The 14,704-nt window shown below is 60.0% G+C and carries 11 protein-coding genes and 1 pseudogene; 4 read left to right on the top strand and 8 right to left on the bottom strand.

Annotation, left to right across the window (positions count from 1 at the left end; genetic code table 11):
- Nucleotides 1–11 precede the first annotated feature (11 nt).
- The 5 genes from J2T09_RS22530 to J2T09_RS22510 all read right to left on the bottom strand — a co-directional run bounded on the left by J2T09_RS22530 (nt 12) and on the right by J2T09_RS22510 (nt 5,289).
- Nucleotides 12–1,064, bottom strand: coding sequence for an ABC transporter ATP-binding protein (locus tag J2T09_RS22530; protein ID WP_306838783.1), 1,053 nt, complete (start codon nt 1,062–1,064; stop codon nt 12–14).
- An 11-nt stretch (nt 1,065–1,075) separates the two neighbouring features.
- On the bottom strand, nt 1,076–1,906 hold the full coding sequence (locus J2T09_RS22525; protein ID WP_373458586.1) for a carbohydrate ABC transporter permease: 831 nt from the start codon (nt 1,904–1,906) through the stop codon (nt 1,076–1,078).
- A gap of 8 nt (nt 1,907–1,914) precedes the next feature.
- Entirely contained in the window at nt 1,915–2,766 is an 852-nt protein-coding gene (locus J2T09_RS22520; protein ID WP_306838778.1) for a carbohydrate ABC transporter permease, read from the bottom strand.
- Nucleotides 2,767–2,966: 200 nt separating this feature from the next.
- Nucleotides 2,967–4,244 carry an ABC transporter substrate-binding protein gene (locus J2T09_RS22515; RefSeq protein ID WP_306838775.1) on the bottom strand — a complete coding sequence of 426 codons (1,278 nt, stop codon included), beginning with the start codon at nt 4,242–4,244 and terminating at the stop codon, nt 2,967–2,969.
- A 34-nt stretch (nt 4,245–4,278) separates the two neighbouring features.
- Complete coding sequence (locus tag J2T09_RS22510; protein ID WP_306838856.1) at nt 4,279–5,289, bottom strand: LacI family DNA-binding transcriptional regulator; 1,011 nt, start codon at nt 5,287–5,289, stop codon at nt 4,279–4,281.
- 564 nt (nt 5,290–5,853) lie between these two features.
- Here J2T09_RS22510 and gloB point away from each other — a divergent pair.
- Complete coding sequence (gene gloB, locus J2T09_RS22505) at nt 5,854–6,663, top strand: hydroxyacylglutathione hydrolase (protein ID WP_306838774.1); 810 nt, start codon at nt 5,854–5,856, stop codon at nt 6,661–6,663.
- Nucleotides 6,664–6,819: 156 nt separating this feature from the next.
- Nucleotides 6,820–7,779 (top strand): LysR family transcriptional regulator, encoded by a 960-nt coding sequence (locus J2T09_RS22500; protein WP_306838772.1) that lies wholly within the window; start codon nt 6,820–6,822, stop codon nt 7,777–7,779.
- On the opposite strand, the gene J2T09_RS22495 is transcribed toward J2T09_RS22500, so the two are convergent.
- Entirely contained in the window at nt 7,752–8,840 is a 1,089-nt protein-coding gene (locus J2T09_RS22495; RefSeq protein WP_306838770.1) for an NADH:flavin oxidoreductase, read from the bottom strand. The genes J2T09_RS22500 and J2T09_RS22495 overlap by 28 nt on opposite strands.
- Nucleotides 8,841–9,295: 455 nt before the next feature.
- On the opposite strand from J2T09_RS22495, the gene yghU reads away from it, so the two are divergent.
- Nucleotides 9,296–10,180 carry a glutathione-dependent disulfide-bond oxidoreductase gene (gene yghU / locus J2T09_RS22490; RefSeq protein ID WP_306838769.1) on the top strand — a complete coding sequence of 295 codons (885 nt, stop codon included), beginning with the start codon at nt 9,296–9,298 and terminating at the stop codon, nt 10,178–10,180.
- A gap of 84 nt (nt 10,181–10,264) precedes the next feature.
- Nucleotides 10,265–10,876: a glutathione transferase GstA gene (gstA, locus tag J2T09_RS22485; RefSeq protein ID WP_306838767.1), complete on the top strand. Its 612-nt coding sequence runs from the start codon at nt 10,265–10,267 to the stop codon at nt 10,874–10,876.
- Between the two features lie 275 nt (nt 10,877–11,151).
- Here the strand turns inward: gstA and J2T09_RS22480 are convergent.
- A pseudogene (locus tag J2T09_RS22480) lies at nt 11,152–11,313 on the bottom strand (IS5/IS1182 family transposase); the annotation flags it as partial.
- A 246-nt stretch (nt 11,314–11,559) separates the two neighbouring features.
- Nucleotides 11,560–14,697, bottom strand: coding sequence for an efflux RND transporter permease subunit (locus J2T09_RS22475; RefSeq protein WP_306838765.1), 3,138 nt, complete (start codon nt 14,695–14,697; stop codon nt 11,560–11,562).
- Nucleotides 14,698–14,704 lie beyond the last annotated feature (7 nt).

Raw genomic sequence — 14,704 nt, 5'->3', positions numbered from 1 at the left:
CTCCAGAAATTTTAAGCTGCTGCCGGATAGGAGACGCCGCTTTCGGGCGACAGCCACGTCAGACGTTTGGGGTCGAGTGCGAGGCCGACGGTCTCGCCGTTCTTGACGGTTTCTGTCGCGGGGAGGATGACGCGGGCGGGCTGGCCGAGAATGCTGCCGGTCAAAAGCAGATGCGAGCCCATCGGTTCGGCAACGCGGACCTCCATGTCCAGCCCCTGTCCGGTGGGGGCACGCTCGACGGTTTCGCCGCGCAGGCCGAGCACGATTTCGCCACCCTGCGCCGGAACCGCAAACCGCTGCGAACCGGCAGCGACCTGCCCGTTTGTCACCGGCATGGTGATGAAGTTCATTGGCGGATTGCCGATAAAGCCGCCGACGAAACGGGTGGCGGGGTGGTTATAGACCTCGACCGGCGTTCCGACCTGTTCGATACGCCCGTCATGGACAACGGCAATACGGTCCGACAGGCCCATGGCCTCGGTCTGGTCGTGGGTGACGTAGATGGTCGTGGTACCGGCTTCCTGCAGCACGGTCTTCAGTTCGGTGCGCATTTCAAGACGCAGAAGCGCATCGAGATTGGAGAGCGGCTCGTCCATAAGAAGTACGCCTGGTTCGACCGCGAGTGCGCGCGCAACCGCGACACGCTGGCGCTGACCGCCGGAAAGCTTGTTCGGATAACGATCGAGATACGCTTCGATATGCAGCAGGCCTGCCGCCTTTTCGACCTGCTTTTTTACGCGCGCATCATCGGCCTTCTGCATGCGCAGCCCGAAGGCGACATTTTCATATACCGTCATATGCGGGAAGACGGCGTAGTTCTGAAAAACCATGGCAAGGCCGCGATCTTTCGGCGGTAGGCCGATGACGGATTTATCGCCGATGCGGATATCGCCCGAGGTGGATGTTTCCAGACCGGCGATAATGCGCAGAAGTGTGGTTTTGCCGCATCCTGACGGTCCGAGCAGCGAGACGAACTCGCCGTCCTTGATCGTCAGCGAGACGCCTTTGAGCGCCTGGAAGGCACCGAAGCTCTTCTTGATGTTGTCGATGACAATGTTGGCCATGAGTTTACCCGTTACTTTGAAGAGACGCCCCAGATCGCAAACAGGTAGCGCCTGACCGCGAAGATGAAGACAACCGAAGGGAGGATGAGCATGAGGCCGCCGGCAAAGCGGTAGTGCATCGGGCTTTCCGACAGCACGGTGAGCAGATAGGCCGTCAGTGTGCGATGCCGTACGGTGAGAACCGAGGCTGCAAAAACTTCATTCCAGGAAATGACGAAGGCGAAGACGGCAGTCGCGACAAGGCCCGGCAGGGCGAGGGGGGCGACGATCTTGAAGAAGGCCTGAATGCGGGTGCATCCGAACACCCAGGCGGCCTCTTCCAGCTCACGGGGGACGCCGAGAAAGATGCCTTGCGTGACCAGTGCTGCGAAGGGGAGGGCAAGGACCGTGTGGATGAGGCCGACGCCGAGAACCGTGTCGTAAAGGCCGAGACGGATATAGGAAACGGTCAGCGGCAGAGCGAGAATGGCGAGCGGGAAGGCGCGGGTCAGCAGGACCAGAAGCCGGTAGCTGTCCTTGCCGCGGAAATTATAGCGCGCCAGAGCATAACCCGCCGGTGCGCCGAGTGCGATCGAAAGCGCTACCGTGATGCCGGCGGCACCGAGCGAATTGAGGAAGGACTGAAACACGCCTTCCGTCTTGAGAAACAGGATGAAGGGTTGCAGCGAGATGTCGTTGGGCAGAAGGTTTTTCGGCCACTGATAGGCACCCGCACGCCCGCCCAAAGCGCCGAGCGCGACCAGATAGATCGGCACCAGAACCCAGGCGCAGAGGGCGATGATACCGCTCCAGAACAGGAGCATGCGGGCGGAAATGAAACCGGCATGGCCGGATGTGCTCATGGTGTTGCTCATGGCAGGCGCTCCGGATCGACCTTGACGACTTTCAGATAGACGAGGGTGGCAGCGAGCGAGATGACCATGATCAGCACCGCATAGGCGGCTGCGACGCCATAATTCTGGTTCTGGTTCTGCCAGTTATAGGCCTCGCCGACGAGGACCGGGAAGTTGCGCCCGCCGAGCGCATAAACGACCGCGAAGACTTCGAAGGCGAGCACGGTGCGCAGGATCAGCGCCGACTGAAGAGCAGGGCGAATAAGCGGCAGGGTGATACGGGTAAAACGCGTCCACGGGCTTGCGCCGAAGATTTCGGCGGCTTCCTTGAACTCCTTCGGCACCTGATTGAGGCCGGCGACGATGATGATCATCACAATGGCGGTGCCGCGCCAGATTTCAGCGATCGCGATGCCGATGAACAGGGCAACCGGTGTCTGGTAGGTAAGCCAGGCGGTCTGCCGCTCGATCAGGCCCATGCCGAACAGGATGGAGTTGAGGTAACCGGTATTCTGCAGGATCGACAGCCAGACCATGCCGGCGGCAAGATCCGAAATGCCGAGCGGGATGGTCCATATCCACAGGATCGTCTCGCGGCCACCGTTCATCTTGGCGACCATGGAGCCCATGGTCAGCGCCATGACGATCTGGATCGGCACGACGGCAAGCGTCAGCAGGAACGTGTTCAGCACCGAGCGGCCGAAATTCAGATCGCTCACCATTGTCGTCATGTTGGCGAGCGACGGGGTGCCGTTATCGGAGACGGCAAGCCAGATCGTCTGCACCAGCGGCACGATGAAAAGCAGGCCAAGGAAAACAACGGAAGGGAGTATCAGCGCGTAGGGGATCCAGGGTCTGGATTGGGTCATCATTTACCCTTTGATTTTTGCGATTAGGCGGCCCGTGAGGTTGGCGAGGCCCCCTCTGCTCTGCCGCCCATTTCCTCTGCAAGGTGAGAAAAACCGTCAGGCGATCGCCTACCTCAATTGAGGTTCGGCGGAGAGGCCGGGTTAAGCCCTCCCCTTGTGGGGAGGGTGAGAGGGGCCTTGTGCTCCGGGTGAGGCGAACCTCACTCGACCGGGCAGGCGCCGTCACTTTTGGCGTCAGGAGCCCAGCAGGGAGCCTTGGTGTCGGCCATCAGCCTGGTCATGGTTGCGCCCTGCGACTTGAGCACGTCGGCGACGGGCTCGTTTCGCAGGATGATCCGCTGGAAGGCGTCCATATAGACCTTGTTGAATTCACCGCCCTTGTCGCCCAGGCCGACCGGCAAAAGCGAGATGACCGCATCCGGTGCGCTCTGGGTGGCGGTGACGGCACCGGCGAGCAGCGCAACACCTGGATCAAGATCTTCCGGCAGCTGCACGTTGAGCGTCGGGAAAAAGCCGACAAGAGAGGCCGTCTGCAACTGCACATCCTGTGTGGCGAGGTGTTCGATGACGGCGGTGGCGTTCGCCGCGTCCGGTGCGCCCTTCGGAATGGCAAGGCCGGCGACGACCGGCATGTAACCGCGGCCCTTCGGGCCGGCAGGGGCGGGGAAAACGACGTAATTGTCGGGCGAACCGGATATGGCGTTTTTCAGGCGCGCGACGTGATCCCAGGCGACCATGACTTCACCGGACGCGAGCGGCTCCTGCATGAAATCGTAATTGGTCGAATTGGGGCTGACGACGGTCCAGAGTTCCTTCAGCTTTTCCCAGCCGGCAGCGGCATCGGCATTTTGAAAGGTGCGCACCACGCCGCCGGTGAAGGACGGGTAGAAATAGCCCTGGAAATAGCGCGGCATCAGGCCCTTTGGTCCGGCCGGGAAACCGATCTGCGGCGCACCGGTTTCGTCCTTCATTTTCTTGCCCCACTCGATCAATTGATCGTAGGTAAGCTTGTTGATATCTGCGCCTTCCGGCAGATATTGCAGCGCATCCTTGCTGGCGGCCATCACATAGGTCGCCTGCATCCACGGAATGTACTGCTGTTCGGTCTTGCCGAGCTTGCCGAGATCGATCAGCGACTGGGGCATCCCGGCGCTGGCCAGTTTCTTGGCCAGGTCATCAAGGGGTTCGAGCATCTGCCGGTCGGCGAGCGGCGACAGTTCGCCATGCAGCGCACCGACGAGGCTGATCGTGTGCTTGCCGGCCTGACGTTCGGCTTCCATGCGTACTGCAAACTGTGGCGGCTCCTCGACCACATAGTCGACCGGCTTCTCGATTCCGCTCAGCAGTTCTTCGCGCACGGCCGTCGCTTCCTCGATAGGACGCAGCTGTGTGGAAAGGAACACGGTCTGGGCCGCTGCCGGCGCGCCAAGACCGACGGCCGTCGTGGCCATAATGGCAAGTGACAACAGGTTCTTCATGTTTCTCCTCCTCGTTTTCAATGATAACTTTGGTTCACGTCGTCGGTGATGACCGGAGATGGCTGTCGCGATCGATGAATTCGATCGCATGCAATTCCTGCAAGCTTTCCGCGGGTTCGCCGGCGATAGTCCGAAGCAATAGCGATGCGAAGTTGCGTCCGAGGTTTTCGCCGGTCATGCGCATGGTGGACAGCGCCGGGCTGGTGAAGGCCCCGATAGGGAGGTCATCATGCCCCACAAGGCTGATCGTATCCCCGCCGTCGACCTCGCGTAGCGCTCGCAACGCTCCGATCGCCATTTCGTCGGTGGCACACACCAGCGCGGTGGGCGTGTCATTCTGGTTCAGCAGGGCAAGGGCTGCCATGTAGCCGCCGTGTTCGGTCGGAGCCTGTTCGACGCAGAGATCCACCGGCAGGCCGCACTCCCGCATCGCCGCTTCCCATCCCTTCTTGCGTTCATGCGCAAAAAAATAGTCTTGGGGCCCTGCAATATGGCCGATGCGACGATGGCCGGCTTCATGAAAACGCAAGGTTGCCTGTCGGAAGCCGGAAAAACCGTCGCCATCGATGAATGGATGCTGGGTGGCGGCCTCGGTACGGCCATTGGTGACAAAGGGTATGCCGCGCGACTGAAGGAATTCCACACGTTCGTCTCGCCGTTTGGTCCGCACCAGCAGCATGGCATCCACCCGCTGCCCGTCGACAAAGCGGCGGCACATATCGAGTTCGCTTTCTCCTCTTGGAACCGGAGCGATCACCAGGTTCAGGCCAGCCGTAGCCAGATGCTCCGCGCAACCAGACAGCATTTCTAGAAAATGGGCAGGGCCGATATGGCCGGGCTCGCTTGGCAACGTGACTGCTACCAGTTCGGCACGCTGTTTTCGCAGCCGTCGAGCCGATGCATTAGGACGATACCCTGCGCTCTCTGCCGCCTGCCGCACACGTTCGCGTGTAGCAGCAGACACATCAGCGTACCCATCGAGCGCGCGTGAGACCGTCGTAATTGACAGCCCCAGCGATTGGGCAAGTTGCTTCAAGTTGGTCATATCTCCTCCCGAGATGTCACAAAGATCACCCAAAACGTTTTGGGAGTCAATTCCAAAACGTTTTGGGTGCATCTCCTGGTGCTGAGCACAGCGTCGGACCGATGTTTGAGTGTGGATCACCTCAACACGGATGACGTACAGGCAGTGTTGAACCAATACACTCTGAGGGCCTTACTCGGAGAAGGCTCATGAAGTCCCGAAGTCCATGTCGACGACATTCGACGCCGTGCAGATTGCATCTTTGCCAAACGGTGGAGTGTGACGGCACTGCTCGTCGCCGTTATCTCCACATGCAAGCGTTTGCTTCCGCATTGATCGGACAGGTGGCCCGTTTATCGATCAGGTGACGAGCTCTAGTTATGGGGGGAGCCGGACCGTCGTAACGTTGCTTGCAGGGATTTCTCATGACGAGGCTGACCAGGCTTTGCTCGATTGCAAAGAGACAGCACCTGCAAGCGTCTGGCATCCATGCCACTGCGGGGCAAAGACCATCTGCTCGATACTCCACGGTTCACGCAAATCCTGGTCAACCAGCCCCGAGACTAACCGCTCAAGGAGCATAGGATGAGTTCTGAAAAACGCAGTGCCTTGTCAGTCAAGGTCCTCCCCATTCTCGAGGACAACTATGTCTTTATAGTAGAGGATGTGAAAACTGGCGCGTTGGCCGTGGTCGATCCGAGCGAAGCCGGGCCAGTATTGGATGCAATTGATGGCCGGCGTGTCGATCTGATCCTCAATACCCACCACCACTGGGATCACGTTTCGGGCAACACCGAGATCAAGCGAAAAACCGGGGCGCGTGTCATCGGCCCGGCCGCCGAGGCAGACGATATCCCCGGTATCGATCGAGGCGTTCTCGAAGGCGACACGATCGACTTTGCCGGGCATGTCATCCAGGTTATCGACGTTCCAAGCAACACGATCGGACATATCGCCTTCTGGTTCGAGGGCGCACGATTGCTCTTTTCCGGCGACCTGATCTTCCATCTTGGCGCCGGACGTGTCCAGGAAGCCATGCCGGCACAAATGTGGACGTCGCTCGACAAGATCAGGGCGTTGCCGCCGGAAACCCTGATCTATTCCTCGCACGAATACGCCGCTGACAATGCCCGATTTGCCGTTACGATCGAGCCTGACAATACAAGTCTTCGTCAGCAGATCGAGCTGATCGAGAAAAGGCAGAAAGCGGGAATTCCGAACGTTCCGTCGACACTGGCCACGGAGCTTGCCGCCAATCCGTTTCTACGCGTCGATCAGGTTTCCGTCAGATCACGATTGGATTGCAAGGAAAACGCCAACTGGGAAGTGTTCGCAAAACTGCGCCGCATGAAAGATGCGTTTCGCGAGCTGAACGACCACTGGCCTCCTGCGTAGGCTTTTTATCTGCTGTGTCCACCCGGATTGTGTGAGAATTAGGCTTCGACGCCGACTGAACATAGTGTTGCCGCAGCCGTCGAGCCATTGCGGCTGGTCTGGGTCTGATAGATAGTTGATGCCGCATTTCCGAACATTGCGGAGCATTTCGAAGTCATGGGTATTCGGATCGAGAGTGTGGGAGCCATGTCGGCGTTCGTGAGCGCGGCGGAACTGCGAAGCTTCAAGCTGGCCGGGCAGCATTTCGGACTGTCTTCCTCGGCGATAGGGAAGACCATCGCCAAACTTGAGGATCAGTTGGGAGTGCGCCTGTTCCACCGATCGACACGCGCCATTCGACTGACGCATGAGGGCGAGATTTTCCTCGATCGCTGCCGCCGTGTCCTGGCCGAACTCGAGGCTGCCGAAGCGGAGCTGGCCAAGTCTACCGCCAAGCCGAAAGGGCGCCTTAGGGTGGGCGCGCCGGCCGCGGGCGACCTCCTGACACCGTTGTTCGGCGAGTTTGCCAAGAAGTTTCCCGACATCCAGCTCGACATCGACTACAACGACCGTTTCGTCGATGTGATCGACGACGGCTTCGATGTCGTCATTCGGTCGGGCGAGGTGACCGATAGCCGCCTGATGCACGTGAAGCTGGGTGACTTCACGAACCGCCTGATCGCGTCGCCCGGCTACCTCAAGACTGCAGGAGTGCCGCAGACCGCATCGGACCTGGCGCAGCATCGCTTGCTGCACCATCGTTTTTACGACACCGGGAAACTCGGCAACTGGAGCCCGGCCGTCCCGGAGGATACCGAGTTGCCGGTGGCGCTGGCCGCGACATCCTTCGTCGCACTCATCGAACTGGCGGAGGCCGGATGCGGGATCGCGTCGGCGCCCTATTTTGCCATTGCGGCGAAGATTCGCGCCGGAAGCCTGCTGGAAGTGCTGCCGGACGCCGAGAAGAAGACGCGGGCGTTCCGCCTGCTTTGGCCGCGCAGCAAGTTCCCGCTGCCGAAGGTTTCGACATTTGTGAAGTTCATGACGGACTCGCTGCGCGAGACGCTCCGTGAGGGGACCAATGCTGATCCCCCGCCTGAAATCGAATGTCAGAGACTGTCGGGCTCGACGAAGTAGTCCCAGCCACGCAGGTGGCGGATGAAGCGTTCGCTCAGTCCCCCCTGGCGGAGAAACGCGGCGGTGACCGGCAGGGTGGGGCTGCGATGCTCTGGGTTGGCCTTCACGCGCAGCGGAAAATCCCGCTCAAGGATGCCGGGGCGCCCGACGAGCACGAAATCCGCGCCCTCATCGAGAATCTCGGCGGCGCGACGGGCGCTCCAGATCTTGCCTGCGACACCGAGGCGAACCCGTTTGCGGGGAATCTGCGTGAAGACGCTGAGCATGGTCTTCCCCTTGAACGTGCCTTCCTGCACGATCTGGGTCGTGTCCCAAAGCGCAAGATCGAGATAATCGACCAGCTCGCGATCGAAGATAGTCGCGGTGATAGTCTGCAGCTCCTCCAGGATCAGTCCGTAGCGCTCCACGGACAGGCGCCAGCCGATCTGGAAGTCGGTACCGGACGCACGACGAATGCCTTCCATCACCTCGATGGTGAGGCGCGCTCTGTTTTCAGGACTGCCGCCGTACCGGTCCGTACGGTCATTCAGAAGCGGCGACATGAATTCCGAAAGGATCCACCCGAAGGCTCCGTGGAGCGCGACACCGTCAAAGCCGGCGATTTCGGCGCGTCTTGCGGCCGCGATGAAGCTGTCGCGAATCCGCGCGACTTCCTCGGTGGTCAGTGCGTTTACACCCGCCAGCGTCCGGCTCGAAGCCGGAGAGGGGATGCCGCCAAGGAACGGATTGGCCCGATGCCCGGCGTGGTGCAACTGAACCGCCGAAAGACCACCACCCTCGCGGATGGCAGCGGCCATCCTGGCAAGACCGGGGAGATGGGCATCGTCGTTGATACCAAGCTGGCGGTCGTAGGCGATACCGCCAGCTTCGACGAATGTCGCGCCGGTGATGATCAGGCCATAGCCGCCCTGCGACAATTGACGGATCCATTCCTGGTCATATTCGGATGCCGCTCCGCCTATGTCGCTTTGCTGGTTAACCAGAGGCGCCAGCATGAAGCGGTTTCGCATGACGGGGCCATGCATGAAAGTGAGCGGTTTGAAGAGGTCTGATACGGACATGTGACAGCTTCCTGTTCAGCGTGTGCAGTGAGGGGCTTGACGTCGCGCCCGGACGTCGGGACGGTCGTCCGAGACCGAAACCTCTCGAACCTGCAGCATGTTGGTCGTTGCATCTGCTCTGTCTGAGCGACGCAACCAATTTAGCGATGGTTGTCAGTGGATAAACGGGCCGGTTTTCCGATCATTACGTCCTGCTTGTATCTAATGCGCAGCGCTCGGGTTCAGGTCTTCGCATCAGGGCCCTGCATAAGATCAGGGCCGGCGTGATCGACGTCGTCGTGCGACGTTAACTGCTGCAGCAAGGTGGGCCAGTCCATCGGCATTGCGGCCAATTAGGACGCAATCATCGGAAAAACGGCCCGTTTATCCGCACCGCCGCCGGCATTATCTCATAACCATAGCCCGACAGGGTGAGAGACAAGCGAGCGTCCATCAGTCCTTGCAGGAGATACGTCATGAGCGACCCGAAACATAACTTGCCCGCCGGCTACGAGCCCGCGAAGGTCTGGACCCAGAAAAATGCGTACGGCGGTGCCTTCGGGAGCAGCAATCGTCCCGTCTCGGGCGCCACGTTCGAAAAGGTGCTGCCTGTCGGCAAACAGCCGCTGCAGCTCTATTCCCAGGGCACGCCCAACGGGCAGAAGGTCACCATCCTGCTCGAGGAACTGCTCGCAGCCGGCCATGCGGGCGCCGAATATGACGCCTGGCTGATTGACATCTTCAAGGGCGACCAGTTCGGCAGCGGTTTCACCGAGATCAATCCGAACTCGAAGATCCCCGCGCTCGTCGACCATTCGGTCGATCCCACGATAGAGGTGTTCGAAACTGGCTCTATCCTGGTTTACCTCGCCGAGAAATTCGGAGCCTTCCTGCCGACCGAACAGCCCGCGAGGACCCGTACGCTCAACTGGCTGATGTGGCAAATGGGAACGGCGCCGTTCGTCGGCGGCGGCCTCGGGCACTTCTACGCCTACGCGCCGCTCAAGATCGAATATGCGATCGACCGCTATGCGATGGAAGTGAAGCGTCAGCTCGACGTTCTCGACAAGCATCTGGCCAAGAACCAGTACCTGGCCGGTGACCAATACACGATCGCCGACATGGCGGTATGGCCGTGGCAGCCCGGCAGCCTCTTCGGCGTCTACAACACTCACGAGTTCGTCGGCGTCCAGGAGTACACCCACCTGATGCGCTGGTATCGTGAGGTCGCCGAGCGTCCCGCCGTTGCCCGGGGACGCCTCGTCAACCGCATTTCGAACAAGCCGGGGGAGTTTCTGCTCGAGCGCCACGCGGCAAGTGACTTCGACGCGATCGTTCCGACGCCGATCCCGGGAACCTGAGCCGTCATTGAGCCGAATGACCAGCACCGGCCGCCGCATTGGCGAGCGGTCCCTCCCGCACCCCCCATAAGGACGGAAACTGAAATGAAACTCTATTATTCTCCCGGCTCTCTTGGCCTTGCGCCGCATATCGCCCTGCGTGAGGCGGGACTGGATTTCAACCTCGTCAGGGTCGATTTCAGAACCAAGACGACGGTGGAAGGTGATTATTTCAAGGTGACGCCGAAGGGATTCGTCCCGGCACTGAAGCTTGACGACGGTGAAGTCATCACGGAAGCGCCGGTCGTCCTGCAATGGATCGCCGACCACAGTCCGGAACGCAAGCTCATGCCTGCAAGCGACTCGCCAGAGCATTATCGTGCTCTGGAATGGCTGAACTACGTGGCGACCGACATATACAAGGGTTACCATACGTTGTTCTCGCCATTCCTCGATGTCGGCTCGAAGCTCCGGTACATAGAGGGTTACCTCGGTCCCCGGTTATCCTATCTGGACGAGCACCTCTCCAAGAACGAACATCTGCTGGAATCGGGCTTCTCGGTTGCCGACGCCTTCCTCTTCAACATCCTGAGCTGGTCTCCCCGCGTGAGGGTCGATCCGTCGGGATTTACTGCGCTCCAGCAATTTATCGCACGGATGTCGGAGCGACCAAGTGTTCAGGCGTCTTTGAAGGCCGAGGGAATTTCCCTCAAGTGAGGTCCGCGCGCCGGACCTGGCGTCTATAATCAACATGTCGAAGGTTCTATCCCTTCAAGGCCTGAACAAAATCGCAATCCCATCAATCTCCTGATGATTCAATTCCATCCAAAGCTTACGAACACGTCGTTCCCTGCATAACGGGGGTGAAGGCAGAACACTTTTATGTCTGGTAAACGGTCACTTTCTCAGAGTCCGTCCGAGAATTCATGAAAGTCTGGCGATCCGCCTGATGAGTGTTATCGCGGATGCAACGTAGAGGAATGTCTCAGGTCAACCAACGTCGCGCTTTGTGCCCGGTTTCCAGAATAGCCCATGTCTGCAAACGCCTTTTCCACAAAAGGGAAGGACTTTCGCGAGGGCTGCAAGACCGGGACCGCGCCGTCGCGGTCCCGAATATCGGCAGGCTGGGAATCGAGCACCAGTGCGCGACCATTCCCAGCCTGCGTCGAACCCGTTCCGGCATTGCGTGATCATGTTATCCGATCCGGCAGTTGTCGCGACTTCGATAGTTTTGGTGAGACTCACGCTGGAAGTGCCTCCGAGCGTCGGCGCAAGCTTTCCTGTCTACTCGCCGAACGTGGCGCTGTCTTGCCATCGGCGGTCAACCACGTCGTCGGGACTAACAGGTGCGGCGCTCGTAGTCCGGTCCGACCATGCAGCCGGAGAACAATGTCATGACCTTATGTCGTACTCGGCTGAGGAGGAGCGCTCTGGCTCTTCGTGACCGGCTGCTTCGTCCTGAACAGTTTCATGACGAAGACGAAGAATGCCGGGACGAAGAACACGGCAAGCACGGTCGCCGAGATCATGCCGCCTAGGACGGCGGTACCGATGGCGTTCTGGCTGGCGGCACTGGCACCCGAAGCGATGGCCAACGGCACCACGCCGAGCGTGAACGCCAGCGAGGTCATGATGATCGGGCGGAACCGCAGTTTCGCCGCCTCGATCGCCGATTCCAGCAGGGGTTTGCCCTCGGCATGGTTGTCCTTGGCGAACTCGATGATCAGGATCGCATTCTTCGCCGACAGACCGATGATCGCGATCAGGCCCACCTTGAAGTAGATGTCGTTGGGCATGCCCGCCGCCATGACGGCCAGTACGCAGCCGATGACACCGAGCGGTACCACGAGCATGACCGAGAACGGGATCGACCAGCTTTCGTAGAGGCCCGCGAGCAGCAGGAACACGAAGAGAAGGCTGATGCCGAACAGGAACGGTGCCTGCGAACCGGACTTGATCTCCTCAAGCGACTGCCCCGTCCATTCGAAGCCGATGCCTTCCGGCATTTCACCTACAAGACGCTCCATCTCGGCGATCGCAATACCGGATGAATTGCCCGGAGCAGGCTCGCCAGCAATGCGGACGGACGGATAGCCGTTATAGCCGACGATCTGGGGTGAACCTTTCTGCCACTGCGCGATCGCGAAGGAGGACAAGGGAACCATGCCGCCGCTCGCATTTCGCACGTTAAGCTTGAGCAGATCCTCCACCTGAAGACGGCTCTGGTCCTTGGCCTGCACGATCACGCGCTGCATGCGGCCCGCATTCGGGAAGTCGTTGATATAGGACGAGCCGAGATTGGCGGTGATCGTGTTGTTGATGTCGGAGAAGGTGACCCCGAACGTGTTCGCCTTCTCGCGGTCGATCACCAGCAGAACCTGCGCAGCATCCGGGAGACCCTCGACACGCATGCCGGTAAGAAGCGGGTTCTGGCTGGCCTTCGCCATCAGTTCTGCTCCGGCGGCCGACAGTGCCGCTTGGCCGACGCCGTTTCGATCCTGCAGACGGAATGCGAAGCCGCCTGTGGCACCAAAACCCTCGATCGCGGGCGGTGACAGCGCGAAGCTGGTCGCATCCTTGAGGCCGAACAGCGACATGTTCACGCGGTCGGCGATTTCCTGCGCGGAATTGCCTTCACCACGCTCGCTCCAATCCTTGAGGGTGACGAACATCAGGGCAGCGTTCGCACCGCTTCCGGAGAAGCTGAAACCCTGAATGGCGATGACATCTTTGACGGCGGGTTCGGCCCTGAAAATCTCCTCGATCTGACTGACCGATGCCGTGGTGCGGTTGGCACTGGCTTCCGGCGGCCCCTGGATATCGACGATAAGATTGCCCTGATCTTCAGCCGGCACGAATGCGGATGGCAGGTTGATGAACAGGTAACCGAGACCGACGACGAGCGCCAGATAGATGACCATCATCCGGCCAGCGCGGCGCGCCATGCCATTGGTCACCTTCGTATAGCTGTTGGTCAGGCCATCGAATTTACGATTGAACCAGCCCGCAAGTCCCTTCTTCTCATGATGCCCCTTCGGGATCGGCTTGAGGAAGGTCGCGCAGAGTGCTGGCGTGAGCGACAGTGCCAGGAAGGCGGAGAACAGGATCGAGACGACCATGGTTAGGGAAAACTGGCGGTAGATGATGCCAGTCGAACCGGGGAAAAAGGCCATCGGAATGAACACGCAGGCGAGAACGAGCGTGATGCCGAGGATGGCCCCGGTGATCTGGCCCATGGCCTTGCGCGTTGCGTCGACGGGAGAAAGACCTTCCTCCGCCATGATGCGTTCGACATTCTCGACCACGACGATCGCGTCATCGACAAGGATGCCGATGGCGAGAACCATGGCGAACATGGTCAGCACGTTGATGGAAAACCCGGTTGCATACATGATCGCGCAGGTGCCGAGCAGCGCGACCGGCACCACGAGGGTCGGAATGACGGTGTAACGAAAATTCTGCAGGAAAACGAACATCACGACGAAGACGAGCACGACGGCTTCCAGCAGCGTGTGCAGCACTTTTTCGATGGACGCTGAAACGAACGGGCTTGTGTCATAGGGCGTGGCGTATTCGACGCCCTTGGGGAAGAACTGCGCCAGTTCGTCGAGCTTGTCTTTGACGGCGGTCGATGTCGCGACCGCATTGCCTGTCGACGATAGCTGGATGCCGACGGCAGCGCTCGGCTGGCCGTTGAGCCGGCTGGAGAAATTGTAGTTCTCGGCACCAAGTTCGATGCGGGCGACATCCTTGAGAAGCACGGCGCTCCCGTCAGGATTGGCACGCAGGATGATGTCGCCAAACGCCTTGGGATCGGAAAGCTGCCCCTGTACGAGCACGGTCGCGGTCAGGTCCTGGCTGACAGGATTGGGTGCTGCACCGATCTGGCCGGCGGCCACCTGGGCATTCTGAGCGGTGATCGCAGCGTTTACGTCGGCTGCGGTCATGTTGAGGCCGACGAGCTTGTCCGGATCGATCCAGACGCGCATAGCGCGCTGGGCCGCGAAAAGCTGTGCACGCCCGACACCGTCGAGGCGGCGGATTTCGCCCAGCACGTTGCGGTTCAGATAGTCGCCAAGCGCGACTTCATCCATCTTGCCGTCGGTCGAGGTCAGCGTGACCATCATGAGGAAGCCGGAGGCAGCCTCTTCGACGGTGACACCCTGTGATGTGACGGCAGAAGGCAGGCGGGATTCGACGCGCCGGATGGCGTTCTGCACGTCAACCGATGCCTGGTCGATATTGGTTCCCGCTTCGAACGTAGCGTTGATGCTGACCGAACCCGAAGTATCGGAGGTGGATTCGAAATACATCATGCCGGACACGCCGTTGAGTTCCTCCTCGATCAGGCGCGTTACGCCCTGATAGATTTCCTGAGGGGAAGCGCCCGGGTACGCGGTCGAGATGGTAAGCTGCGGAGGCGCGACCTTGGGATATTGCGCGATCGGCAGAAAGGGTAGGGCGATGATGCCCGCAATCGAGATGAACAGCGCAAAGACCCAGGCGAGGATCGGCCTGCTGATGAAGAACTGAGCCATTTTACTA

It is taken from the genome of Neorhizobium huautlense, from assembly GCF_030811685.1.
Taxonomy (GTDB): domain Bacteria; phylum Pseudomonadota; class Alphaproteobacteria; order Rhizobiales; family Rhizobiaceae; genus Neorhizobium; species Neorhizobium huautlense_A.
Note: the sequence above shows the minus strand (reverse complement) of the source record. Positions and strands in the feature narration are given on the sequence as shown.